The sequence below is a fragment of the Cellulomonas carbonis genome (genome assembly GCF_014636275.1).
Lineage (GTDB): Bacteria > Actinomycetota > Actinomycetes > Actinomycetales > Cellulomonadaceae > Actinotalea > Actinotalea carbonis.
In genome coordinates, this window is record NZ_BMEB01000005.1 from 66,567 (window position 1) to 89,285 (window position 22,719).

The 22,719-nt window shown below is 76.0% G+C and carries 25 protein-coding genes and 1 riboswitch; of the genes, 8 read left to right on the forward strand and 17 right to left on the reverse strand.

What is annotated here, in order from left to right; genetic code table 11:
- Window positions 1-8: 8 nt before the first annotated feature.
- The 3 genes from IEV86_RS14400 to IEV86_RS14410 are packed head-to-tail and all read right to left on the reverse strand — an operon-like array spanning window position 9 to window position 2,172.
- The gene (locus IEV86_RS14400) at window positions 9-707 is read right to left on the reverse strand and encodes an ABC transporter permease (protein WP_043609771.1); all 699 of its coding nucleotides are present in this window, start codon (window positions 705-707) and stop codon (window positions 9-11) included.
- Window positions 704-1,363 (reverse strand): ABC transporter permease, encoded by a 660-nt coding sequence (locus IEV86_RS14405; protein ID WP_043609769.1) that lies wholly within the window; start codon window positions 1,361-1,363, stop codon window positions 704-706. Before IEV86_RS14405 ends, IEV86_RS14400 begins: the two co-directional genes overlap by 4 nt.
- Window positions 1,360-2,172, reverse strand: coding sequence for an ABC transporter ATP-binding protein (locus IEV86_RS14410; RefSeq protein ID WP_043609767.1), 813 nt, complete (start codon window positions 2,170-2,172; stop codon window positions 1,360-1,362). The genes IEV86_RS14405 and IEV86_RS14410 overlap by 4 nt, the downstream gene beginning before the upstream one ends.
- A gap of 177 nt (window positions 2,173-2,349) precedes the next feature.
- On the opposite strand from IEV86_RS14410, the gene IEV86_RS14415 reads away from it, so the two are divergent.
- Window positions 2,350-2,922, forward strand: coding sequence for a hypothetical protein (locus tag IEV86_RS14415; protein ID WP_043609764.1), 573 nt, complete (start codon window positions 2,350-2,352; stop codon window positions 2,920-2,922).
- A gap of 133 nt (window positions 2,923-3,055) precedes the next feature.
- On the opposite strand, the gene IEV86_RS14420 is transcribed toward IEV86_RS14415, so the two are convergent.
- From IEV86_RS14420 to IEV86_RS14430, 3 genes are all read right to left on the reverse strand, one after another.
- Window positions 3,056-3,745 carry a hypothetical protein gene (locus tag IEV86_RS14420; protein ID WP_188484732.1) on the reverse strand — a complete coding sequence of 230 codons (690 nt, stop codon included), beginning with the start codon at window positions 3,743-3,745 and terminating at the stop codon, window positions 3,056-3,058.
- Entirely contained in the window at window positions 3,742-4,152 is a 411-nt protein-coding gene (locus IEV86_RS14425; protein ID WP_043610395.1) for a hypothetical protein, read from the reverse strand. Before IEV86_RS14425 ends, IEV86_RS14420 begins: the two co-directional genes overlap by 4 nt.
- A 246-nt stretch (window positions 4,153-4,398) precedes the next feature.
- Complete coding sequence (locus IEV86_RS14430) at window positions 4,399-4,968, reverse strand: helix-turn-helix domain-containing protein (protein ID WP_043610394.1); 570 nt, start codon at window positions 4,966-4,968, stop codon at window positions 4,399-4,401.
- 76 nt (window positions 4,969-5,044) lie between these two features.
- Here IEV86_RS14430 and IEV86_RS14435 point away from each other — a divergent pair, with 76 nt between their 5' ends.
- Together IEV86_RS14435 and IEV86_RS14440 are read left to right on the forward strand one after the other, a co-directional pair.
- A complete protein-coding gene (locus IEV86_RS14435; protein ID WP_052426582.1) occupies window positions 5,045-6,016 on the forward strand; it encodes an NAD(P)/FAD-dependent oxidoreductase in 972 nt (323 codons plus the stop codon).
- A gap of 49 nt (window positions 6,017-6,065) precedes the next feature.
- Window positions 6,066-7,598 (forward strand): ATP-dependent DNA ligase, encoded by a 1,533-nt coding sequence (locus IEV86_RS14440; RefSeq protein ID WP_188484733.1) that lies wholly within the window; start codon window positions 6,066-6,068, stop codon window positions 7,596-7,598.
- A gap of 36 nt (window positions 7,599-7,634) precedes the next feature.
- Here the strand turns inward: IEV86_RS14440 and IEV86_RS14445 are convergent, their stop codons facing one another.
- Window positions 7,635-9,308 carry a non-homologous end-joining DNA ligase LigD gene (locus IEV86_RS14445; protein ID WP_229734663.1) on the reverse strand — a complete coding sequence of 558 codons (1,674 nt, stop codon included), beginning with the start codon at window positions 9,306-9,308 and terminating at the stop codon, window positions 7,635-7,637.
- Between the two features lie 140 nt (window positions 9,309-9,448).
- On the opposite strand from IEV86_RS14445, the gene IEV86_RS14450 reads away from it, so the two are divergent.
- Window positions 9,449-10,516 (forward strand): LysR family transcriptional regulator, encoded by a 1,068-nt coding sequence (locus IEV86_RS14450; protein ID WP_081978393.1) that lies wholly within the window; start codon window positions 9,449-9,451, stop codon window positions 10,514-10,516.
- A gap of 87 nt (window positions 10,517-10,603) precedes the next feature.
- On the forward strand, window positions 10,604-12,103 hold the full coding sequence (locus tag IEV86_RS14455; protein WP_043601887.1) for a S1 family peptidase: 1,500 nt from the start codon (window positions 10,604-10,606) through the stop codon (window positions 12,101-12,103).
- A gap of 95 nt (window positions 12,104-12,198) precedes the next feature.
- Here the strand turns inward: IEV86_RS14455 and IEV86_RS14460 are convergent, their stop codons facing one another.
- The gene (locus tag IEV86_RS14460; protein WP_043601890.1) at window positions 12,199-12,525 is read right to left on the reverse strand and encodes a TfoX/Sxy family protein; all 327 of its coding nucleotides are present in this window, start codon (window positions 12,523-12,525) and stop codon (window positions 12,199-12,201) included.
- A gap of 119 nt (window positions 12,526-12,644) precedes the next feature.
- On the opposite strand from IEV86_RS14460, the gene IEV86_RS14465 reads away from it, so the two are divergent.
- Complete coding sequence (locus IEV86_RS14465) at window positions 12,645-14,300, forward strand: LCP family glycopolymer transferase (protein ID WP_052425734.1); 1,656 nt, start codon at window positions 12,645-12,647, stop codon at window positions 14,298-14,300.
- Here the strand turns inward: IEV86_RS14465 and IEV86_RS14470 are convergent.
- Entirely contained in the window at window positions 14,273-14,833 is a 561-nt protein-coding gene (locus IEV86_RS14470) for a YqgE/AlgH family protein (RefSeq protein ID WP_043601894.1), read from the reverse strand. The two genes, IEV86_RS14465 and IEV86_RS14470, sit on opposite strands and share 28 nt — an antisense overlap.
- A 98-nt stretch (window positions 14,834-14,931) precedes the next feature.
- Window positions 14,932-15,045: riboswitch (SAM riboswitch) on the forward strand.
- 33 nt (window positions 15,046-15,078) lie between these two features.
- Here IEV86_RS14470 and IEV86_RS14475 point away from each other — a divergent pair.
- Entirely contained in the window at window positions 15,079-15,735 is a 657-nt protein-coding gene (locus IEV86_RS14475) for a hypothetical protein (RefSeq protein WP_043601897.1), read from the forward strand.
- A 33-nt stretch (window positions 15,736-15,768) separates the two neighbouring features.
- On the opposite strand, the gene IEV86_RS17985 is transcribed toward IEV86_RS14475, so the two are convergent.
- Window positions 15,769-15,984, reverse strand: coding sequence for a TetR family transcriptional regulator (locus tag IEV86_RS17985; RefSeq protein WP_052425735.1), 216 nt, complete (start codon window positions 15,982-15,984; stop codon window positions 15,769-15,771).
- A 63-nt stretch (window positions 15,985-16,047) separates the two neighbouring features.
- On the opposite strand from IEV86_RS17985, the gene IEV86_RS14485 reads away from it, so the two are divergent.
- Window positions 16,048-16,965 (forward strand): ATP-grasp domain-containing protein, encoded by a 918-nt coding sequence (locus IEV86_RS14485; RefSeq protein WP_229734664.1) that lies wholly within the window; start codon window positions 16,048-16,050, stop codon window positions 16,963-16,965.
- 28 nt (window positions 16,966-16,993) lie between these two features.
- Here IEV86_RS14485 and IEV86_RS14490 read toward each other — a convergent pair whose 3' ends face one another.
- From IEV86_RS14490 to IEV86_RS14520, 7 genes are all read right to left on the reverse strand, one after another.
- Window positions 16,994-17,302, reverse strand: coding sequence for a hypothetical protein (locus tag IEV86_RS14490; protein ID WP_043601899.1), 309 nt, complete (start codon window positions 17,300-17,302; stop codon window positions 16,994-16,996).
- Between the two features lie 142 nt (window positions 17,303-17,444).
- Window positions 17,445-18,266, reverse strand: a complete 822-nt coding sequence (locus IEV86_RS14495) for a sulfite exporter TauE/SafE family protein (RefSeq protein ID WP_043601900.1) — start codon at window positions 18,264-18,266, stop codon at window positions 17,445-17,447.
- 46 nt (window positions 18,267-18,312) lie between these two features.
- Window positions 18,313-19,689 carry an MBL fold metallo-hydrolase gene (locus tag IEV86_RS14500; RefSeq protein ID WP_043602054.1) on the reverse strand — a complete coding sequence of 459 codons (1,377 nt, stop codon included), beginning with the start codon at window positions 19,687-19,689 and terminating at the stop codon, window positions 18,313-18,315.
- A 27-nt stretch (window positions 19,690-19,716) separates the two neighbouring features.
- Window positions 19,717-20,037, reverse strand: coding sequence for a rhodanese-like domain-containing protein (locus IEV86_RS14505; RefSeq protein WP_043601903.1), 321 nt, complete (start codon window positions 20,035-20,037; stop codon window positions 19,717-19,719).
- 492 nt (window positions 20,038-20,529) lie between these two features.
- On the reverse strand, window positions 20,530-21,297 hold the full coding sequence (locus IEV86_RS14510) for an SCO1664 family protein (RefSeq protein WP_043602056.1): 768 nt from the start codon (window positions 21,295-21,297) through the stop codon (window positions 20,530-20,532).
- Window positions 21,298-21,299: 2 nt separating this feature from the next.
- On the reverse strand, window positions 21,300-21,860 hold the full coding sequence (locus tag IEV86_RS14515; RefSeq protein ID WP_043601906.1) for a DUF3090 domain-containing protein: 561 nt from the start codon (window positions 21,858-21,860) through the stop codon (window positions 21,300-21,302).
- A gap of 9 nt (window positions 21,861-21,869) precedes the next feature.
- The gene (locus IEV86_RS14520) at window positions 21,870-22,625 is read right to left on the reverse strand and encodes an MSMEG_4193 family putative phosphomutase (protein ID WP_052425736.1); all 756 of its coding nucleotides are present in this window, start codon (window positions 22,623-22,625) and stop codon (window positions 21,870-21,872) included.
- Window positions 22,626-22,719 lie beyond the last annotated feature (94 nt).

A 22,719-nucleotide genomic window follows, 5' to 3' on the forward strand; every position in this document is an offset into this window, starting at 1 on the left:
CGATCTGGTCAGGCAGCGGGCGTCACGGCGCGCGGCCGTGACGTCCGACGGACGTCGCCGGCCGGGACGGCACGGCGCTGGGCGAGGGCGAAGAGGCCCTCGAGCACGAGGGCGAGCGCGGCGACGAGCAGCGAGCCGGCCAGCATCTGGGGGTAGTCACGCGTCTTGAGGCCGGTGAACAGCAGCCGGCCCAGTCCCGCGTCGGCGACGTACGCCGCGAGGGTCGCGGTCGCCACGACCTGGAGCGTCGCGGCGCGCAGGCCACCGACGACGACCGGCAGGCCGAGCGGCAGCTCGACGCGTGCGAGCACCTGCCACTCGGTCATGCCGACGGCGCGCGCGGAGTCGACGGTCGTCCGGTCGACCGCCTCGATCCCGGCGTAGGCGCCCGCGAGGATCGACGGGATCGCGAGGACGACGAGCGCGAGGAACGGCGCGCGGAGGCCGATCCCGAGCCAGAGCCCGAGCAGTGTGAGCAGTCCCAGCGTGGGCAGGGCCCGCGCACCGCCCGCGATCGCGACGACGACGGCGCGTCCGCGGCGTGCGTGACCCACGGCGACGCCGAGCGGCAGGGCGAGCACCGCGGCCGCGAGGACCACGAGCGCCGAGAAGGCCAGGTGCTCCCCCAGCCGCGCGCCGATCCCGCCCGGGCCGGTCCAGCGCGAGCCGTCGGCGAGCCACGCGAGCGCCTCGGCGAGGAGGTTCATGCCGCGACCCTCCCCCGCGCGCGGGGCACGACGGTCCAGGGCAGGAGCAGCCGTCCGCCGAGCACAGCGAGCGCGTCGAGGACCAGCGCCACGAGCACCGTCAGCACGATGCCCGTCACGATCTCGACGACGATGCCCCGCTGGAACCCGTCGGTGAAGAGCGTGCCGAGGCTGCGGATGCCGATCACCGCGCCGACCGTCACCAGGCTCACGGTCGACACGACGACGACGCGCAGGCCCGCGAGCAGCACCGGTCCGGCGAGCGGCAGCTCGACGCGCCAGAACAGCGCCCACGGCGAGAACCCGATCGCCGTCGCGGACTGGCGCACCTCGGCCGGCACCGACCCGAACGCGTCACTCGCCGCACGCACGAGCAGCGCGACGCCGTACAGGGTCAGCGCCACGACCATCGTCGTCGGCGAGCGCAGCCCGGTGCCGAGCACGATCGGGATCATGATGAGCAGCGGGAGCGACGGGATCGCGTAGAGCAGGCCGCTCGTCGTCAGCAGCAGCTCGCGCACCGCGCGGTGGCGGTGCGCGACCCACCCGAGCGGGACCGCGACCAGGAGACTGAGCAGGACGGGCGGCACGGACAGCACGAGGTGCTCGAGCGTGAGCTCGCGGATCAGGGGCCAGCTCTGGCTCAACCAGCTCACGGCGCGAGCACCCCGGCCGGCCGGCCGTCCTCGTCGACGACGACCGTGCGCCCGCCCTGGTCACGCAGGTGCAGCGTCCGGCGCGCGGTGCCGCCGCCGACGAACTGGTCGACGAACTCGTCCGCCGGGTGCGCGAGGATCTCCGCGGGCGCACCGACCTGCGCGACGCGCGCCGAGGTCCGCAGGATGACGACCTCGTCCGCGAGCGCGAACGCCTCGTCGACGTCGTGCGTGACGAAGACGATGGTCTTGCCGAGCTCGCCCTGGAGGCGTCGGAGCTCGGCCTGGAGGTCCGCGCGGACGATCGGGTCGACCGCGCCGAACGGCTCGTCCATGAGCAGGATGTTCGGGTCCGACGCGAGGGCCCGTGCGACCCCCACGCGCTGCTGCTGGCCGCCCGAGAGCTGGGCCGGGTAGCGCTGCGCGAGCGCGGCGGGCAGGCCCACCTTCTCGAGGAGCTCGAGGGCGCGGGTGCGCGCCGTCCGGCGCGGGACGCCGTCGAGCACCGGCACGGTCGCGATGTTGTCGACCACCGTCCGGTGGGGCAGCAGGCCACCCGCCTGGAGGACGTAGCCGATGCTGCGGCGCAGGCGCACGCGGTCGAGCGTGCGGACGTCCACGTCGTCGATGAGGACCGACCCGCTCGTCGGCTCGACCATGCGGTTGACCATGCGCAGCAGCGTCGTCTTGCCCGAGCCCGAGGACCCGAGCAGCACGACGGTCCGGTGGGACGGGACGACGAGCGAGAAGTCCTCCACGGCCGTGGTGCCGTCGGGGTAGCGCTTCGTCACGGAGGCGAACTCGATCACGTACGCACCCTCCTGGGGCTCGGTGACGTGCGGGCACGTGCGGGACGAAACGGGCGGAACGGCCATGGTCAGAGTAGGTGACCGCACCGACACGCGCCGAGCCGTCCCTGCCCGCCGCGCCGCTAGGGTCCGAGTGCGGCGATCACGGGGACGCCGCTGGACCGAGGGGGACCATCCATGGCACGACCACGAGCACGGACGACCGCGGCGCTGGGCGCGCTCGCCCTGACCTGCGCACTCACGGCGGGCGCCCCGCCGCTCGCGACGACGACCGACACCCCGGGGCTCCTCGCCGAGACGGTGGGGCCGGACGGCGCGACGACCTCGACGTACGACGACGGGTCGACCTTCACGTTCGAGGCGCCCGGCACGCCGACCGGCGCCGCGTTCTCGACGGCGCCCACCACGTCGCTGCGCCTCACCTCGCTCGCGTCGATGCGGCGCTCGCGCGACTGGAGCGCGTCCTACGCCGGGACCGTGACCTCCCAGTACTTCCACCACGACGGCGGTGAGGTCCGGCTCGTGGTCCGGCCGTTCACGAACTGCGGCACGAGCCAGACCGTCCACCTGCTGGTCGCGACGTCGTGGGGCGGCTACGCGCGCAGCGCCACGGCGAGCGTGCCGTGCGGCGGCGGCACCGTGCGGTGGACGACACCCGAGGGGAACAAGAAGTTCCAGCTCGTCGACCCGAACACGCGGGACGCGTACTCCCCCGTCGGCGCGTCGGGCACCGTCTACTGGAACGACTGACGTGCGCGCCGCCCGCCGCGGTCGACACCCGCGGCGGGCGGCGACGGCCCGCGACGGCCCGCCACGGGAGGGCGTGCGTCGAGCGACGACGGGCGGAGCCGGCGGGAGGCTGCGCGCCGCGCCCCCCGGAGTGCTACACCCAGGCCGCGAGGGTCCGCGAGGCGCGCGCCCACCGCACGATCGCGGCGAGCACGACCGCGGCGACCACCCCGCCCGCCGCCCCGAGCGCGAGCTGCTCCGCGAACCACGGTGACCCCGCCGCCGCGGCCACCCAGGTGGCCACCGCGAGGCCGCCGCCCCGGACCGCGAGCGCGACCGCCCCTGTGAGCGCGACCGCCCCTGCGGGCGCGCCGTCGCCGGCGGCGACCCGTAGCGCGTGCGCGGCCCCGAAGCCGACGAGCACGCCCGTGACGGGCACGCCCGGGTGGGTCGCCCCGGTGACGGGGGACGTCAGCCACGCCGCGAGGCCCACCGCGAGCGCGGCGTCGGCGGCCGCCGCGAGCACCTGCCACCGTGCGGGCGCCGCGGGACGCCGCGGACGCGCGGCCGCCCCGTCGGGGGCGCCGGCGGCCGCGGCACCGGGCACGGACCACCACGCGCGTCGGTGCACCTCGTGAGCGAGCAGCAGGAGCACGAGCGCCGGCGCGAGCGCGACCGCGACGAGGACCGCGGTCACGGTCGGGTAGGCGTCGGCGCGCAGCATCTGGGCCGCGGCGACGCCCGCGACGGCGACCGCGACCCGCGAGAGCGCCCAGCCGAGGACGCCGAGGAGCCGGGCCCGCGGCGGGCCCGCGAGGACGTGCACGGGCGTGGGCGGGGTCATGAGTCCTCCGGGGCGAACGCGAGCAGCGGGCGGGACGCCGCCGGGTCGGGTCGGACCCGCAGCGTCTTGTGCACCGCCTGCGGCGAGACGCCCAGCTGGCGCGCGATGTCGCTCAGGCTGCGCACCGTCGCGAGCTCCTCGAGCGCGGTGCGCCTCAGGTGCGCCGTGCGTTCGACCGCGGCCGCGAGGAACGCCGCGAGCTCGCCGAGCACGACCGCGCGGGCCGCCGCGTCACCGAGCACGCCGTCGACGGAACCGGTCCACAGCCCCTCGCCGAGGTCGCCGAGGACCGACTCCGCGAGGGACGGCGTCACCCCGGCGGCCTCGAGGCGGACGACGGCGGCGGTGAAGGCGTCGCCCGACCGGTGGGGCAGCGCGGCCCGCCAGGCCGCCTCGTCGTGTGGCACGCGTCGATCATGGCGCCTCGCCGTCCGTCGTCAACGGAGGGTTGACGGCGTGTCCGCGACGGGCCGACCCCGCCCGGGTAGCGTCCGGCGTCGTGCGCGTGCTCGTCGTCCTCCGGACGTGGTCCTCGCCCACGACCTGCAGCGGGTCGCCTTGCCCCGGCGGCGCGCCGCCTGACCGTCGCCATGGCGCTTCGTGGACGTCACGGCCGGACACCCCGTGTCGCCCGCGTCGCCCGGCGCGCCTCCTCAACCCCCGTGCACATGGATGCGTTCACCTTGCGGGCTGAACAGCGCGAGCAGCTCGACCGCGCGGTGCTCGTCGTCGTTGAGGATCGCGTGCGGGACTCGCGTGTCGAACTCGGCGGCCTCACCCGCACCCAGCACGGTGACGACGCCGCCGAGCTCGAGCCGCACGGTCCCCGAGAGGACGTAGAACCACTCGTAGCCCTCGTGCCGACGCGCCCGCACGGGCTCGGCCGGGTCCCGCCCGGGGAGCACGAGCTTGACGGCCTGGACGGGTGCGTCGGGGTGCGTGAGCGGGATGTGGATCTGACCGCCGCGCTGGACGGGACGGGGCCGGATCCGCGGGTCGACCACGTCGGGGGCACCCACGAGGTCGTCGAGCGGGACCCGGTATGTGCGCGCGAGCGGGAGCAGCAGGTCGAGCGTCGCGCGGCGCGACCCCGACTCGAGGCGCGACAGCGTGCTCACCGAGATGCCCGTCGCGGCCGCGACGTCCGCGAGGGTCCGGCGCTGACGCGTCCGGACGTCCCGCAGCCGTGCTCCGACCGCCCCCAGCACGTCGTCCTCGCCCATGCCCGGCCTCCTCATCGCTTTGCCATAACGGCAACGAGTGTTGCACAGCGCGCACGCGGCGGGCGACGCTCCTGCCATGGACACCACCACGCACCGGATCGACCCTGACGACGACGCGACGTGGGACGTCGTCGTGGTCGGCGGCGGCAGCGCGGGCCTCAGCGCCGCGCTCATGCTCGTCCGCGCGCGGCGGCGCGTCGTCGTGCTCGACGCCGCCGCACCGCGCAACCGGTTCGCGCCCCACATGCACGGCGTCCTCGGGCACGACGGTCGCAGCCCGCTCGCGCTGCTCGCCGCGGGCCGCGACGAGGTGACCTCGTACGGCGGCGAGATCCGCACGGTCGACGTCGTCCACGCCCGGCGCACCGAGGGCGGGCTCGAGGTGCGGACCGCCGACGGCGCGATGCTGAAGACCCGCCGGCTCGTCGTCGCGACCGGTCTGCGCGACGAGCTGCCGGACGTCCCGGGACTCGCCGAGAGCTGGGGGCGCGGCGTCGTCGTGTGCCCGTACTGCGACGGCTGGGAGTCGCGGGACGCGCGCATCGGCGTGCTCGCGACCGGTGAGCGGTCCGTCCACCAGGTCCAGCTGGTGCGCCAGTGGAGCGCGACGGTGACCTACCTGACAGACGCGGTCGGGATCGCCGACGACGCGACGCGGCGCGAGCTCGACGCCCGCGGGATCGACGTGCTCGAGGGTCCCGTCGAGCGCGTGGTCGAGCGGGACGGCGAGCTCGACGTGGTGCTCGCGGGCGGACGGCACGTCGTCGTCGACCGGCTGTTCACCGCGCCGGACCCCGTTCCGCGCGACGAGGTCCTGCGCGAGCTCGGCGCCGAGCGGAGGGACACCCCGGTCGGCTCGTTCGTCGCGGTCGACCCGACCGGGCGGACGAGCGTCGAGGGCGTGTGGGCGGTCGGCAACGTCGTGGACCCGGGCGCCACCGTGCCGGTCGCGATGGCCGCGGGCACCCTCGCGGGCGGCATGGTCAACCACGACCTCGTGCTCGAGGACGTCCGCGACGCGGTCGCCGCCGCCGCTCCCGCGGGGTGACGGCGACGGAGCGCGGGCGCGTGTCGGTGGCCCGCGCCAGGATGGGGCCGTGCTCCTCGCCGACGTCGCCGCCGCGTCCGACGCCGTGGCTGCGACGCGGTCCCGGCTCGCGAAGCGTGCGGTGCTCGTCGAGCTGCTGCGCCGCACCGAGCCCGGCGCGGTGCCGGTGGTCGCGCGCTACCTCGGCGGCGAGCTGCGCCAGCGCCGGACGGGACTCGGGTGGCGGTCGCTCACGACGCTCCCGTCGCCCGCCGACACCCCGACGCTCGACGTGCTGGAGGTCGACGCCGCGTTCGAGCGCATGTCCGCGCTGTCCGGGCCCGGGTCGTCGACCGCCCGCACCGCGCTCGCGACGGAGCTCTTCGCCGCCGCGACCGAGCCCGAGCAGCGCCTCCTCCGCGGGCTCGTGACCGGCGAGCTCCGGCAAGGGGCGCTCGACGCGCTCCTGCTCGACGCGGTCGCCGAGGCCGCGGGCGTCCCCGCCGCGACGGTCCGCCGCGCCGCGATGCTCGCCGGCGCGACCGAGCCCGTCGCGACCGCGGCGCTCGGGGCCGGCTCGCCCGAGGCGGCCGTGGAGCGGCTCGACGCGTTCGGCCTCACGGTCGGCAGGCCCGTCCGGCCGATGCTCGCGGCGTCGGCGCCGGACGTGCGCGCCGCGGTCGAGGGGTTCGCGGGGCGCGTCGTCGTCGTCGACGCCAAGCTCGACGGCATCCGCGTCCAGGTGCACCGCGACGGTGACGACGTGCGCGTGTACACCCGCAGCCTCGACGACATCACGAGCCGGGTCCCCGAGATCGTCGAGGTGGTGCGGGGCCTCGACGTCCGGACCGCGGTGCTCGACGGCGAGGCGCTCGCCGTCGGCCCCGACGGCCGGCCGCGACCGTTCCAGGAGACCGCGTCGCGCAGCGCGACCCGCGACGCCGAGCTCGCCGCGAGCACGCGCCTCACCCCGTTCTTCTTCGACGTGCTCCACGTCGACGGCCGGGACCTCCTCGACGCGCCGCTCGCCGAACGGCTCGCCGTGCTCGACGCGGTCGCGCCGCGGCACGCCGTCGAGCGCGTCACGACCGACGACGCCGCCACGGCGCAGGCCGCGTTCGAGCGCTGGGTCGGAGCGGGCCAGGAGGGCGTCATCGTCAAGGACTCGGGCGCGCCGTACGAGGCGGGCCGGCGCGGCAGCGCGTGGGTCAAGGTCAAGCCCCGGCACACGCTCGACCTCGTCGTGCTCGCCGTCGAGCGCGGCTCGGGGCGTCGCAGCGGGCTGCTGTCGAACATCCACCTCGGTGCGCGGGACCCGGCGGGCGGCTTCGTGATGCTGGGCAAGACGTTCAAGGGCATGACCGACGAGGTGCTCGCGTGGCAGACGCAGCGGTTCCGCGAGCTCGAGGTGACGGACGACGGCTGGACCGTGACGCTGCGGCCCGAGCAGGTCGTGGAGATCGCGTTCGACGGGCTCCAGCGGTCGAGCCGCTACCCCGGCGGGCTCGCGCTGCGCTTCGCGCGCGTGCTGCGCTACCGCGACGACAAGGCCGCGGACGAGGCCGACACGATCGACACCGTGCGCGGCCTGGCAGGCGGCTGACCGGACACGGCGCCACCGGCCGGCGCGCCCACCCGCTCAGCGCACGCGGGGCAGGTCCTGGTCGGCGTCGAGCACCCCCGCGAAGAGGTCGCCGCGCTCGGCCAGGCGGTCCAGCACCGTGCGGACGGTGAAGGCGTCGGGACGGAGCCACGGCTCGTCGAGCTCGTCCCACGTGATCGGTGCGGACACCGGCGCACCGGCGGACGCGCGCGGGCTGTACGGCGCGACGAGCGTCTTGTTGATCGCGTTCTGCGTGTAGTCCAGCCGCGCCTGGCCGCCCCGCTCGCTCACGCCCCACCTCCAGCTGACGAGGTCGGGCACCACCGCGCCGACCGTCCTCGACACGCGCTCGACCCACGCCCGCGTGTCCTCGAACGTCGGCCCGGGCGGAATCGGGACCCACACCTGGATCCCGCGCCGCCCCGTGACCTTCGGGTGGGCGCGCACCCCGAGGTACTCGAAGGCGTCGCGGTGCAGGCGCGCGAGCAGCAGCACGTCCTCCCATGCCGTCGCCGGGCCCGGGTCGATGTCGAACAACGCGTAGCTCGGCCGGTGCGGGGCGGCCGTCGTCGACGTCCACGCGTGCCACTCGAGCGCGCCGAAGTTCGCCGCCCACACGAGCGCGGCGGGCTCGTCGACGACGAGGTACGTCGTCGTCTCCCCCGGGTCGGCCTCGGGGTTGTCCCACCGCGGCAGCCACGCGGGTGCGTGCGACGGCAGCTCCTTGTGCCAGAAGCCCGGCCGCCCCGCGCCCTCCGGGTAGCGGTGCATGTTGAGGGCACGACCACGCAGGTACGGCAGGACGACCGGGGCGATGCTGGCCGCGTACCGGACGAGCTCGCGCTTGGTCACGGGCGGCTCGCCGTCGCGCGCGCCGAAGAGCACCTTGTCGAGGTTCGTCACGCGCAGCGACCGGCCGTGCACGTGCCACGTGCCGCCCGAGCCGAGCTCGTCGAGGGCCGCGAGCTCGTCGGCCGACGGCGGGGCCGGCGACGGCGGGACAGGCGCCCCGCCGCCCCGCAGGTCGACGGACGCCTCCGCCGCGGGACGGTCGGACAGCCACAGCCGGTCGCGGTCGGCCAGGACCTCGTCGTTGGTGCGCCCCGAGACGACCGAGGTCGGGTGGTCCTCGGCGTCCCAGCCAACGACCGCGTGGTCGTCGCGCTTGTGCAGCAGGAGCCACTGCTCCTTGCCGTCGTCGGCCGGCTCGCCGCGCCGCACCAGCACGAGGCGGCCGCGGATGCGCTCGCCGTCGACGTCCGCGTGCAGCTCGCCCGCGGCGACCGCGGCGACCGGGTCGTCCGTGCCGTGCGGGCGCCACGTGCCGCGGTCCCACACGATGACGTCGCCGCCGCCGTACTCGCCGGCGGGGATGACGCCCTCGAAGTCGACGTACTCGACCGGGTGGTCCTCGACGTGCACGGCCATCCGCCGGGCGGTCGGGTCGAGGGTCGGGCCCCGCGGCACGGCCCAGCTCGCGAGGACACCACCCATCTCGAGCCGGAGGTCGTAGTGGAGGCGGCGCGCGCGGTGCCGCTGGACGACGTACCGCAGGCCCTCGGTCACAGCCGCCGGGTCCGCCCCTGCCGGCTCGGGCGTCCGGTCGAAGTCCCGCATCGACCGGTACGTCCCCAGCCCAGGGCCCGCCCCGGCCGGTCCGCGCGTGGCTCGCCCGGCGTGCGGTGCCGCGTCGCGCCGCCTGCCCGCCATGTCGCCTCCCTCCGGGGCTCCAGCCTGCCGCTCCGCCGCGCAGTCGGCCTCCCGTGCGACCTCGCCCCAGTCAAGTACTCCATGACCAACAGTCACAGCCACCTCGACTCCTCGCCTGCCCGCGCGGATAATCCCTCGGCATGGACCTCGAGCTCCGGCATCTGCGCATGGTCGTGGCCGTCGCCGAGTCCGGCAGCGTCACGAAGGCGGCCGCGTCCCTCGGCCTCTCCCAGCCCGCGCTGACGGCTCAGCTGAACCGGATCGACCGGGCTCTCGGCGGGCACGTCTTCACGCGCGACCGGCTCGGCGCCCGCGCGACGCCCCTCGGGGAGACGCTGCTGCGTCACGCGCGCGTGGTCCTTCCCGCCATGGCCGTCCTCGTCGACGACACCCGACGCATGGTCGCCGGCGCGTCGTCGTGCGGACGGGCGCTGCGGGTGGGGACGGCGGGCACCGCGATCGGCGGCCTGTTCGTCAACCGCGTCCACGTGGCGCTGCGCGACGTCACCGTCACGCCGGCGACGTCGTGGTCGGTCGAGGGCACAGCCGCTCGCCTCGCCGCGGGAGCGCTCGACGTCGCGCTCGTCGGCACGTGCGCCGACGACGCACCGCCCACGGACGGCGACGTCGTGTGGACCGAGGTGAGCTGCGACCCCGTCGTCGCGCTCGTCCACGCCGGGCACCGGCACGCGCGCGCGACGACGGTCCCGCTCGCCGCGCTCGCCGACGAGGTGTGGCTCGCGTCCCCGGGCGACGGCTGCTTCGAGCGGTGCTTCGTCGCGGCGTGCACGCGGGCCGGGTTCACACCGCGCGGGCTCGGCGAGTCCGACCGCACCTCCGCGATCGACCAGGTGCGCGCCGGGCACGCCGTCGGCCTGGCCCAGCCGCTCCTGCTCGACGTGCCCGGCGTCCACGCCGTCGCGATCGAGGGCGCACCCCTGCGCTGGCGCCAGCTCGTCGGGTGGCGACGCGACACCGCGGACCGGGTGGACGTCGACGCCGTCGTCGCCGCCGCCCGGTCCGCGCACGCCGACGCGGTCGACCGGTCGCCCGAGTACGCGTCCTGGTTCACCGCGGTCCCCACGGCCAGGACCGCACCGCCGACCTCCCGCGAGCCGCGGCGGCAGCGCCTCCGCGAGGTCGCCGGGACGCCCGTCCGCGACGCGCGACGGCCACCCGGCCGCCCGCCCCATAACGCGGGCGTATGACCCGATCGGTATCTGCGCCGGACCGGCACGCCCGGCCTAGCGTGCCCGCACCGGGAGGTGCCCGGTACCGATCGAGGGGGACGACACATGAGCAGGACATCAGTCGCACGGAGCCTCGCCCTGGCCACGGCCTCGGCGACGCTCCTGGCCGGGGCCTTCGCGGCCCAGGCCGCCGCGGCCGCACCGCCCGACGAGGTGGCGGGAACGGCCGGGCAGGCCCTCGCCAGCGACAAGCTCGCTCCCGGGCTCCTCCGCGCGATGGAGCGCGACCTGGGGCTCGACGCCGAGCGGGCCAAGGAGCGCCTCGCGTTCCAGGACGACGCGGCCGACACCGGTGCGGAGCTCGAGGGCGAGCTCGGGACCGACTTCGCGGGCGTGTGGGTCGACGAGGACGACGACGTCCTCTACGTCGGCACGACCGACCCGGCCGACGTGGACGCCGTCGCGGCCGCGGGCGCCACGCCCGTGACCGTGGACCACACGCTCGCCGAGCTCGACGGATGGCGTGCCGCGCTCGACGCCGCGCTCGCGGACCACCCGCGGATCAGGGGCTGGCGCGTCGACGTCACGACCAACGACGTCGTCGTCGACGTCGCACCCGGCGGGCGGCGCGCGGCCGAGCGACTCGTCGCGCGGGCCGGTGTGCCCGCCGACGCGGTGACCGTCGTCGAGACGACCGAGGCGCCGCGGACCTTCGTGGACGTGGTCGGCGGGAACGCGTACTACATCGGCAGCGGGAGCCGCTGCTCGGTGGGCTTCTCGGTGAACGGCGGCTTCGTGACGGCCGGCCACTGCGGCAGCACGGGCGCGACGACGACGAGCCCGAGCGGCACGTTCGCGGGCTCGAGCTTCCCGGGCAACGACTACGCCTTCGTGCGCGTCGCGTCGGGCAACACCATGATCGGCGCGGTCAACAACTACTCGGGCGGCCGCGTCGCCGTCGCCGGCTCGACCGCGGCCCCCGTCGGCTCGTCGGTGTGCCGCTCGGGCTCGACCACCGGCTGGCACTGCGGCACGATCCAGGCGCTCAACTCGTCGGTCACGTACGCCGAGGGCACGGTCTCGGGCCTCATCCGGACCACCGTCTGCGCCGAGCCCGGCGACTCGGGCGGCTCGCTCCTCGCCGGCAACCAGGCCCAGGGCGTCACGTCGGGCGGCTCGGGCAACTGCCGCACGGGCGGCACGACGTACTTCCAGCCGGTCAACGAGATCCTCGGCGCCTACGGCCTGACGCTCGTCACGTCCGACGGCGGCGGGTCGCAGCCGCCGCCCGCGGGCTGCACGGGCTACGCGCGGACGTGGACGGGCTCGCTGTCGTCCGGCGCCCAGGCGGTCCAGCCGAGCGGCTCGTACCTGACGGTGACCCGGTCCGGGACGGTGCGGGGCTGCGTCGCCGGCCCGTCGGGCGCGGACTTCGACCTCTACCTGCAGAGGTGGAGCGGCTCGTCGTGGCGGACGGTCGCCCAGGGCACGTCGCCCGGCTCGAGCGAGACGGTGAGCTACGCGGGGACGTCGGGCTACTACCGCTTCGTCGTGCACGCGTACTCGGGCTCCGGCTCGTACACCCTCGGCGCGACGACGCCGTGACCCGGACGACGGGGCCGGACCGCTCGGTCCGGCCCCGTCGTGCTGCCCGGGGCCCCTGGTCGGGTCGTCGGTCAGGTCCTGGGTCAGCTCCTAGGTCAGCTCCTGGGCGGCAGCGTCGCGACGAACGCGCTCGCACGCGAGACCCATGCGTCGAGGTCGTCGTCGGCGAGCGCGGACGCGTCGACCAGGACCCAGTCGCGCATCGGGCGCCCCGACATGTCCAAGGGGCGCGTCCCCGGTCGGGTCAGCGCGTCGTCGACCGCGTCCCGACCCACCCGCACCATCAGCTCCCCGCCCGTCACCCCGACCGTCATGTGCCCGTGCGTCATGAGCACCGCACCCCCGAACATGCGTCGCTCGGACAGCGTGGGTCCCGCCAGCCGCTCGCGGACACGTGCCACGAGCCCCTCGTCGACCGCCACGGCCGCATGCTGGCACCGCTCGACCCCCACGACAACGCCGCGCGGTACGGCGCGACCGGACGGCACCGGTGGCGGACAGGGGGCTGACGCCGGCACGAAGCCGTGCGCACAATGACCCGGTGCACCCGACCCCCGGGGTGCCGCCGACGACGGCGCCGCCGGTCCGCCCGTTCGCCGTGCTGGTGGTGGGCAGCACGAACACGTGCCGCTCCCCCGCCGTCGAGCGGTTCCTGCGCGCTCGGCTCGCGGACGACGGCGTGCTCGTGTCGAGCGCCGCGACCTCCCTGCCCCCCGACGAGCCCGTGCCCGAGCCCGTCGCGGCGCTGCTCGCGCAGCTCGACGACGACGCCCCACCGCACGAGCCCCGGCTCGTGGACCCCGAGTCGGTGCGCCGCGCCGACCTCGTCCTCGCTGTGGACCGCGAGCAGCGCGCCGCTGCGGTGCGCCTGGCGCCAGGTGCGCTGCGCCGCACGTTCACGGTGCGGGAGCTGGCCCGCGTCGCACGGTTCCTCGGGCCTGGTGCGCTGCCCGACGGCGACGTCCGTGCCCGGATGGCGGCACTCGTGTCGGCCGCGGAGCCGTACCGCGGCCCGACCGCACCGGACGACCTCGCCGACGACGACCTGCTCGACCCCGACGGCCTGGACGAACGCGCGTGGGCGCGGTCGCTCGCCGACGCCCGTGCGGCGGTCGACGAGATCACGAGGACGGTCGCGCCGGGCCCGCTCGCCGAGGAGGCGCCGGTCCTGCTCGTCCCGCCGCGCGCCCCGGCCGTGCGCCCACGGCGCCGGGCCCGCGCCGTCGCGCTGGTCGTCGTGGCCGCGCTCGGGGTCCTCGTCATCGCCGTGACCGCGGGCGCGGCCGTCCTGCTCGACCGGATCGACGACCGCATCGAGCGCTTCCCCGACCCGTTCGCCGGTCTGACCGCGCGCCCCGAGGCGCCGCCGGTCGAGGAGGGCGACGAGCAGGCGGTCACCGTCCTCGTGCTCGGGTCGACGGGCGGGGCGTCCGCGGACCCGTCGCAATGGGCGGCCGCGGCGGCCGAGACCGACGTCGTCATGCTCGCGCGCATCGCCGCCGACCGGGGTAGCGCCCAGCTCGTGACCATGCCGCCGGACCTGTGGGTCGACGTCCCGGGGAGCGGGCAGACGGCGCTGCGGTCGGCCCTCGGCAGCGGCGGTCCCTCAGCGGCCGTCCGGACCGTCGAGGCGCTCACGGACGTCCGCGTCGACCACGTGGCGCTCACCGACGCCCAGACCTTCGCGGACGTCACCGACGCGCTCGGCGGCGTCGACCTCGACGTGGAGGCCGACGTCGTCGTCAACGGGCGCGTCGTCGTCGGTGCCGGGCCGCAGCGCCTCGGCGGGACGCAGGCGCTCGCGTGGGCGGGCACCACGACGGACCCGGCTGTGCGGGCGGAGCACCAGCAGCTCTGGCTCCGCGCGATCCTGGACCGCCTCACGGACCCGGACACGCGCCAGGACCCGACACGGTGGCTGCGCCTGCTCGGCGTCGTGTCGGGCTCGGTCGCGGTCGACGAGGGGCTCGACCGCGGGACGCTGGTCGGGCTGCTCGGGAGCCTGCGCGGCATGGGACCGGACGACGTCGACGTCGTCGCCGCCCCCACGACGACCGGCACGACGGGCGCCGGGTCGCCCGTGCTCGTCCCGGACCCCGAGCCCTTCGCCGCGCTCATGGAGGCGTTGCGCACGGACACCCTCGGCGAGCACCTCGACGCGCCGGACGGTCAGTTGAGCGAGGGGTCGTCCGGGTAGGTCGACAGGATCGCCATCGAGCCGCCCTGGCGGCGCATGACGGCGCGCCACAGCGTGGCCGGGTCCGCACTCGCCGCGTCCGAGGGCAGCGCGGGGAGGACGTACCAGTCGCCGGCGGCGACCTCGTCCTGGAGCTGGTGCGCACCCCAGCCCGCATGACCTGCGAAGACCCGCAGACCGAGGACGCCCGTGATCGTCGCTGGGTCTGCGTCGAGGTCCACGAGCCCGAACGAGGACGCGACTCGCGTCACGCCCGGCGGCGGCTCGACCGCGAGCGGCAGCGTCGCGAGCCCGAGCGCGCCGTCGAGCCCGACGGGTCCGCCCTGGAACAGCGTCGCCGGTCGGCTGACGACGTCCTGCCAGGCGGGCAGCACGTCCCCGACGTCGACGGGCAGCGGCCGGTTGAGGACGACGCCGAGCGCACCCTCGTCGTCGAGGTGGAGCAGCAGCACGACGGCACGCCGGAAGTTGGGGTCCGCGAGGTGCGGGACGGCGACGAGGAGGTCACCTGCCGCGAGTCTCGTGCTGGCCATGCGCCCATGGTCGGCGACGCGGCGCGCTCCTGCACAGGCTCCCGGTGTTCGGGCCCTGCGTCGGCCCCGTGTCGGACCCCGCGGGCACACTCGGTCCCGGTCACGAGGTCCAGCGTCACGCCCTCCGGCGTGCTGGCCGGCAACCGCGCAGACGCGCACGGTGCCCCCGGAGGAAGACCCGCCCGCACCACCCGGTGCGGGAAGTGCGCACCGCCCGTCCGCGGGCAGACGTGAGGAGCGATCCAATGGTGTCCCTTCCCGATCACGACGACGCACCGGCCGCGTGCGTCCGCGTCGTGGACCTCGACGACGCGGGTCTCGCGTGCGGCACGCACCCCGGCACCCCGAGGCCGTGGGCGCGCGTGTGCGACCTTCCCGTCGCGTCGGTCTGCGCGAGCTGCGCGCGACGCGTCGTGCCGATCCGCCACCGGTTCTCGTGGTCGTTCCTGTGCGGGACGTGCAGCGCGCTCGACCGAGCGATCGCCGCCCCGTACGGTGCGGCGGCGCTCACCCCCCATCACGGCCAGGCCGACGAGGACCGCGGGGCGCTCTGGGCGAGGCTGTTCCCCGACCGCGCTCCGGGGACGCGGGTCTCGATCGGCCGGGACGGGGACGTGCACACCCAGACGATTGCGGGGACCGACGCGTGGCACGCGCGGCTCGGGGCGCACCGCACCGCCGCGGTCGCGGCGGTCGCGACCGCGGCGGGGCTCGCCGGGACCGTCGAGTGGACGCGGTTCGCGGCCGCCGCGCCGACGTCGCCGGAGGCCACAGCGGCGGGGTACCTGGCCTACGTGACGGCGGTCCACCCGTGGGTCGACTCCGTCGAGCCGCGGGTCGCGGACCTGGCGTGGCTGACGGCTGTCGTCGAGCGTCTGCCGGCCGATCCGCTCGAGCGCTGAGGCGCCCGGGCCCGAGGCCGCCCGGTCGCGGCGTCAGCCGTCCCGACGGCAGGCGGCGTCGACCAGGGTCCGGGCGGCCTCGCGCGCCGCAGCCGGGACGTCGGCGTCCGCGTCGAGGACGCCCGAGGCGAGGCCGCCGTCGACGAGCAGGCTCAGGTAGGCGAGGACGAGGTCGTCCTTGCGCGGGAAGTGCTTGTAGAGCGTCGCCTTGGCCACCCCCGACTCCGCGATGACCGTGTCGACCCGCACGCCCCGCGGCCCGTTCGCGTAGCACCGCCACCGCGACGACCACGCCCCCTAGAGTCACGGTCCGTGAGCACCCTCTCCCACACCGGCCGGCCCATCGGCCGCGTCGGTGTCGTCGTCACCGACTCCTACCCGGCCGAGGACGTCGACCACGACACCCCTCTGCTGGTCGCCGCGCTGCGCGAGCGGGGTGTCGACGCGGAGGCGGTCGTGTGGCACGACCCGGGCGTCGCGTGGGAGGAGTACGCGCTGCTCCTGCTGCGCAGCCCGTGGGACTACCCGGACCGCCCGGCCGAGCTCCACGCGTGGCTCGACCGCGTCGAGCGCGTCTCCACGGTGCTCAACCCCCCGGCCCTCGTGCGCTGGAACCTCGACAAGCGGTACCTCGCCGAGCTCTCCGGGCGCGGCGTGGCCGTCGTCCCGACGACGTACCGCGACACCGTCGACGACGTCCGCGCCGATCTCGCGGCCGCCCGCGACGGCCGCGTCGTCGTCAAGCCGGCCGTCTCGGCGGGCGCGCGGGACACCGGCCTGTTCCGCGCCGACGACCCGGCCGCGCTCGGCCTGGCCCGGCGCATCGTCGAGGGCGGCGGCGTCGTCATGGTGCAGCCCGAGGTGGCCGAGCTGTCGGCCGGCCGCGAGAAGGCGGTGTACCTCGTCGACGGCGTGCTGACCCACGCGATCGCCAAGGGCGCGCTGCTCGCGGAGGGCGGCGGCCTGATCGGCGGGGTCTACCAGGAGCACCCCGAGCTCGTCGACGTCACACCGGCCGAGGCGAGGTTCGCGGCCGCCACGCTCGCCGCCGTGCAGGACGCGACGGGGTGCGACGTCCCTCTCTACGCACGCGTCGACCTCGTGGACTCCGCGGACCACGGCCTCGTGCTGCTCGAGGCCGAGCTGTTCGAGCCCGCGCTCAACCTGCACGTCGCCCCGCACGTCACGCCCACGGTCGCGGACGCGGTCCTCGCGCGGCTCGTGGGCTGACGACGCGCCGCCGGTCCGGCCCCGCGGGTCAGCCGACCGGCTCGGCGACCCGCCACCCCGTGCCGACGGGTGCGATCCCGTCGGGCAGGTCGACCGTCCCCACGACGACGTCCGTGCCCGTCCCGGAGACCTTCTCCCACCGGCTGCCGTAGGCCAGGTCGACCCGGAGGTCCGGCGGGTCGGCCGCGAGCGTCGCGTCCTCCAGCAGCTCGGTCGTGCCCCCGTCACCGTCCGCGGTCCAGAACAGACCGGGGTGGGGGTGGTAGCTGGCCCACTCCCACTTCCACCGGCGCTGGACCTGGACCCAGTGGCAGATGGTCTCCGTCGTCTCGGGCATGGTGCTCGCCTCCTTCGTGCGCGCCGTCGCGCACGTCGTGCTCCGATCCTGGCACCGCCGACCCCGGTGCCGACATGGGACCTTCGGCCGCACCTGACGTCGTCCCGTCCGGACGACGCCGAGAGCCGGACGTGAGCCCCGCTCAGACGAGCTCGGCGACGCTGCGCACCCCGGTGTAGAGCGCCACGACCACCAGCAGGACCGTGAACGCGCGGCTGAGCACCTCGGGCCGCACACGGGACGTGAGCCGCGCACCGATCAGCGACCCCACCACCGCCACGACCGTGAAGCCGGCCACCACACCCCACGGGACGGCCACGTCCTGGCCGACCCGTGACGTCAGCGCGCTCGCGCTGTTGATCGCGATGACGACCTGCGAGGTGCCGACGGCGACGGGCATGGGCAGGCGCAGCACCAGGACCAGCGCGGGCACGACGGCGAAGCCACCGCCCACGCCGAAGAACCCCGTGAGCACGCCGACCGCGGTCGCGCTGAGCAGCAGCGCGCCCACCGCTCGGCAGTCGCACCGCAGCGGACGCAGCCCGACGGGCGCGAGCGGACGGGGCTGGTCCTCGACCGGGCGCGCCGCCCCGTCCGTGCGTGCGGCCGCCCGGCGCCTGCGGGTCATGAGCCCCGCGACGACGAGCATGAGCGCCGAGAACGCGACGAGCAGGACGCCCGGCGGCACCGACGCCGACAGCAGCGAGCCGACGACCGCCCCGCCGACGCCGAGCAGCCCGAAGACGACGCCGTGGAGCACGCGGACACGCCCGGCCCGGAGGTGCGCGAGCGACCCGACCAGGGTCGTCACCCCGACGACGACGAGCGATCCCGTCGTGGCGGCCACGGGGTCCAGGCCGACCGCGTAGACGAGCGCGGGGACGGTCAGGATCGAACCGCCCCCGCCGAGGGCGCCCAGGGCGACCCCCACGGCGAGGCCGAGCACCACGACCACGGCGATCACCGCGAGCCCTCGCCGGGGTGCAGCGTCGGCGACGCAGCCGGGGCCGTCACGCCTGCGCGGGGACGCCGTCGACGACGGGCAGCCCGGCCGCCGCGGCCGAGCGGTCGAAGCTGTCGTCCACCGCCACGACGAGCCGGCCGGTCGCCCCGACCAGCGACGCGGCGATCGACGCCCGGTAGCCGCTCGCGCAGTGGATCCAGACCTCGCCGTCGGGCACGTCGTCCATGCGGGTCACCAGGTCGTGGAGCGGGATGTGCACCGCGCCCTCGAGGTGGCCGTCGCGCCACTCGCTCGCCCGGCGGACGTCGAGGACCGTCACGGTGCGGTGGTGGCGCACCTGCGCGAGGTCGGCGAACGTCGCGCGCGGCAGCGTGCCCAGGGGCTGGTCGGTCCACTCCGCGGGGCGCCCCGTCGCGGCGGCGGCCGGACGGTCGATGCCGATCCGGGTCAGCTCGCGCTGCGCGTCGGCGACCTGCTCGGGCGACTCGCCGAGCAGGGTCACGGGCGTCCCCCACGGGATGAGCCAGCCGAGATACGTCGCGAACTGGCCGTCCGAGCCGAAGTTGAAGGTCCCGGGCACGTGCCCGGCGGCGAAGGCGGTGCGGTTGCGCAGGTCGACGAGCCACTCGCCCGCCTCGAGGCGACGGCGCAGCTCGTCCTTGTCGGCGCGCGCCGGCTCCGACAGGTCCGCCGCCGTCGGCCCGGCGGCGTTCGCCGGGCCCATGTGCACGTAGTAGGCCGGGTAGGCGTCGAGGCCCGCGAGCGTCGCCGCGACGTAGTCCTCCTCGTCCTGCGACATGACGGGGTTGACACGGCGCTCACGGCCGATCGTGGACGCGGTCGTGTCGCCGCCGGCCGACGTCGCGGCGCAGAAGCTGCCGAACCCGTGGGTCGGCATGACCTGCGTGTCGTCGCTCAGCTCGGCCGCGAGCCGACGCGCCGACCCGTACTGGTGCCGGACGAGCTCGTGCGTGTGCGCCTCGCCCAGCAGGTCGGGTCGCCCGGTCGAGCCGAAGAGCAGCGACCCGCCGGAGAACACCGCGGGATCCTCGCCCTCGAGCACGTAGGACAGGTGCGTGAACGTGTGGCCGGGCGTGTGCAGGGCTCGCACACGCAGGGTCGGGCTCACCTCGACGACGTCGCCGTCGCGGACGGGTGTGCGGTCGAACGAGACGTCGTCGTCGGCGTTGACCAGGTAGGCGGCCCCGGTGTGCTGCGCGAGCGCGTACCCGCCGGTCACGTAGTCGTTGTGGATGTGCGTCTCGAACACGTGCGTGATGCGCACGCCCGCGTCCTCCGCCAGGCGCAGGACGCGGTCGATGTCGCGCTGCGGGTCGACGACGAACGCGACGCGACCGTCGTGGACGAGGTAGCTGCGGTCGCCGAGCGTCGGGGTCTCGATGGGGACGATCGTGGTGGTCATCTGCACTCCTCGGTGTGTCGGGGCGGCTCAGGCGCCGGCGTGGGGTCCGGTCATGACGGGCTTCCCTGCGGCGACCCACGCCTGCGTGCCACCGCGCACGGAGTACGCGTCGACGCCGGCACCGCGGAGGTACTGGGTCGCGCGCAGGCTCCGGTTGCCGCTGGCGCACACGACGTAGACGGGACGGCCCGTCGGCAGCGCACCTGCGTGCTCCGGGACGGTCGCGAGCGGCACGAGCTGCGCACCCGGCACGTGTCCCTGCACGTACTCGGAGGGCTCGCGCACGTCGACGACGACGGCGCCGTCGGCCTTCGCCGCCGCGAACCGCTCGATGGTCACCTCGGTCATTCCAGCTCCTCTCCGTGATACCCCCGGGGGTATGTCTCGCGAGGCTACAACACGCCCCCGCCGGGTCGCATTCCGGGCGGCGTCGTCAGGCCCCGGCGAGCTCACGCGGCTCCGGGACGACGTCGACGAGCGCACCGTTGCGCCACACCGTGACCTCGACGCGCCGGCCGATGACCCCCCTCGACCACGGACCTCTGGACACCCCGTGATCGTCGTGACCGCCTCGCCGTCGGGCGCCCGGCATGACGCTCCTCGCGGCGCGTCGACGGGCGGACCGACCCGCTGCTGCGGCACCCCGCGTCGCCCGTGCCGGAGCCCGCCCGCGACGCGCACCCCGGGTGCACGGCGGCGCCCTACGACCCGGCCTTCCGGTTCACGGGCGGCGTGGACACCGACATCGAGCCGCAGCGGCGGGAGCAGCTCGACGCGCCCGACGCGCTCCCGTCGGCGAGCTCGCGGTCGCCTGAACCCCGCCGCGGACGGGGTGGCCGCTCAGAAGAGCGGCCACGGGACCGCGGGCATCTGGCCGTGGTGCGCCGGGAACCGGCGGTCGCGCAGCAGCGCGTCGCACCGGGCCGCGAGCGCGGCGAGCTCGGCGTCGCTGATCAGCTCCCCGAGCCGGTCGCCGAGGTCGCCGTCCAGGCCCGCGCGCACCGCCTCGACGCCCGCGAGCTCGTCGTCGCGGAGCGGCTCGCCCACCCACCCCCACAGCACCGTGCGCAGGCGCGGCTCGACGTGGAACGTGACGCCGTGGTCGACGCCGTACCGGTGACCGCCGGACCGAGGGAGGATGTGGCCGCCCTTGCGGTCCGCGTTGTTGACCACGACGTCGAACACCGCCATGCGGCGCAGCGCGGCCGAGTCCTCGTGGACGAGCACGACGGCGCGCCCCTGCTCGTCGCTGCCCTCGAGCGCCGTCCGCCAGCCCTGCGCGGGCACGTCCGAGCGAGCCACGAGGTCGACCGGGTCCTGCTCGGGGTCGGGCTCGTGCCACAGCTGCACCATCCCGGGACCGAGCGGCCCGTCGCGCAGCCACGTGCGCGGGACGACGTCCCAGCCGAGCGCCTCGGAGACGGCGTGGGCCGCGACCTCGCGACGGGCGAGCGTCCCGTCGGGGAAGTCCCACAGCGGCCGCTCGCCGGCGACGGGCTTGTACACGACCGTGACGTCGCCGATCGCGCCGACGAAGGTCGCGTTGGACGCGACCGTGATGCGCCCGACGAGCTCGAGCGCGCCCGTGTCGAGGTCGACCTCGGGCACCGTCACACGTCGGGTGTCGCGCAGACGTGCCCGTCGGCGTCGACGGGCCCACCGCACAGCGGGCAGCGCGGGCGCCCCGCCGCGACGACCTTGCGCGTCCGCTCGACGAAGGCGCGTGCCGTGCCGACGGGGATCCGCACGACGAGCATCTCGCTCGGCTCGTCCGCGTCGTCGACGTCGGCCACGTCGAGCACCTCGTCGTCGTCATCGGGCAGCTGGAGCGGGAAGGCCTCGATGACGACCTGAGACGTGCGCGGGTCCCAGCCCAGCCGCATCGTCCCCGTCCGGAACTGCTCCTCCACGGGCTGGTCGAGCGGGTCGTCGTCGACCAGCTCGGCCGGGGTCTCGGACGGTACGCTGATGCCGGTGCGCGCGTCGGACACCAGCTCGCCCAGCAGCTCGTCGACCTTCTCCGCGAGTGCCGCAGACTGCTCCTTCTCGAGCGCGATGCTGGTGGAGCGCTGGCCCGCGCGCACCTGCAGGTAGAACGTGCGCTCCCCCGGCCTGCCGACGGTGCCGACGACGACGCGGTCCGGCCAGTCGAACTCGTGGACGAGGGGCATGTCGGCAGTCTAGGAGCGGATCCCGGCGGAGGCGCCTGCGTCCGTCCGGTCGGCGGGCACGGCGTCCGCCCCGTCGGCGACCTCGTGCCCCGCGCCGCCGCCCACGGGCGCGTCGGTGGCCGGGCCCGCCGAGGCGAGCCAGGACAGGTCGCCCGCCTCGGTGTTGGTGGCGACCACATCGGGCCTCGCGGGCCCGTACCGGACGACGGAGACGGAGGCGGGCCCGACGCTCAGCCGCTGGAAGAGGTCGAGGTGCATGCCCAGCGCGTCGGCGAGGACCGCCTTGATCACGTCGCCGTGGCTGACGGCGACCCACACCGCGCGCGGGCCGTGCTCCGCCTCGACCGCCGCGTCGTGCCGGCGGACGGCCGCGACCGCGCGCGCCTGCATCGCACCGAGGGACTCACCGCCGGGGAAGACCGCCGCGGAAGGTTGGTTCTGGACGACCGACCACAATGCCTCGCCGGCGAGGTCCGCGAGCGCCCGACCCTGCCACTCGCCGTAGTCGCACTCGGTCAGGGCGCGGTCGGTGGTCAGCGGCGGCGAGCCGGTCTGCCGCTCGAGGAGCGCGCGAGCGGTCTGGCGGCACCGCTCGAGCGGGCTCGACACCACGCCGACGAGCGGCACCGCTGCGATCCGCTCGGCGGCCCGCTCGGCCTGCCGACGTCCCACGTCGTCGAGCCGCACCCCGGCGGCACGGCCCGCGAGGACCCCTGCGGTGTTCGCTGACGTGCGCCCGTGCCGGACGAGGAGGACGGTGGCCACCCCCGGAGCCTAGGCACCGCGCCGCCCGGGCGCCGTCGGCGCCGCGCGGTCCGCCGGGCAGCCCCCTTGTCAGCGGCGGGCGGCTCCGGGAGCA

Coding starts and splice junctions, on each gene's coding strand:
- IEV86_RS14400 (WP_043609771.1), bottom strand. CDS start 707: ATGAACCTCCTCGCCGAGGCGCTCGCGTGGCTCGCCGACGGCTCGCGC.
- IEV86_RS14415 (WP_043609764.1), top strand. CDS start 2,350: ATGGCACGACCACGAGCACGGACGACCGCGGCGCTGGGCGCGCTCGCC.
- IEV86_RS14420 (WP_188484732.1), bottom strand. CDS start 3,745: ATGACCCCGCCCACGCCCGTGCACGTCCTCGCGGGCCCGCCGCGGGCC.
- IEV86_RS14430 (WP_043610394.1), bottom strand. CDS start 4,968: ATGGGCGAGGACGACGTGCTGGGGGCGGTCGGAGCACGGCTGCGGGAC.
- IEV86_RS14435 (WP_052426582.1), top strand. CDS start 5,045: ATGGACACCACCACGCACCGGATCGACCCTGACGACGACGCGACGTGG.
- IEV86_RS14445 (WP_229734663.1), bottom strand. CDS start 9,308: ATGGCGGGCAGGCGGCGCGACGCGGCACCGCACGCCGGGCGAGCCACG.
- IEV86_RS14450 (WP_081978393.1), top strand. CDS start 9,449: ATGGACCTCGAGCTCCGGCATCTGCGCATGGTCGTGGCCGTCGCCGAG.
- IEV86_RS14455 (WP_043601887.1), top strand. CDS start 10,604: ATGAGCAGGACATCAGTCGCACGGAGCCTCGCCCTGGCCACGGCCTCG.
- IEV86_RS14470 (WP_043601894.1), bottom strand. CDS start 14,833: ATGGCCAGCACGAGACTCGCGGCAGGTGACCTCCTCGTCGCCGTCCCG.
- IEV86_RS14475 (WP_043601897.1), top strand. CDS start 15,079: ATGGTGTCCCTTCCCGATCACGACGACGCACCGGCCGCGTGCGTCCGC.
- IEV86_RS14490 (WP_043601899.1), bottom strand. CDS start 17,302: ATGCCCGAGACGACGGAGACCATCTGCCACTGGGTCCAGGTCCAGCGC.
- IEV86_RS14500 (WP_043602054.1), bottom strand. CDS start 19,689: ATGACCACCACGATCGTCCCCATCGAGACCCCGACGCTCGGCGACCGC.
- IEV86_RS14505 (WP_043601903.1), bottom strand. CDS start 20,037: ATGACCGAGGTGACCATCGAGCGGTTCGCGGCGGCGAAGGCCGACGGC.
- IEV86_RS14515 (WP_043601906.1), bottom strand. CDS start 21,860: ATGCCCCTCGTCCACGAGTTCGACTGGCCGGACCGCGTCGTCGTCGGC.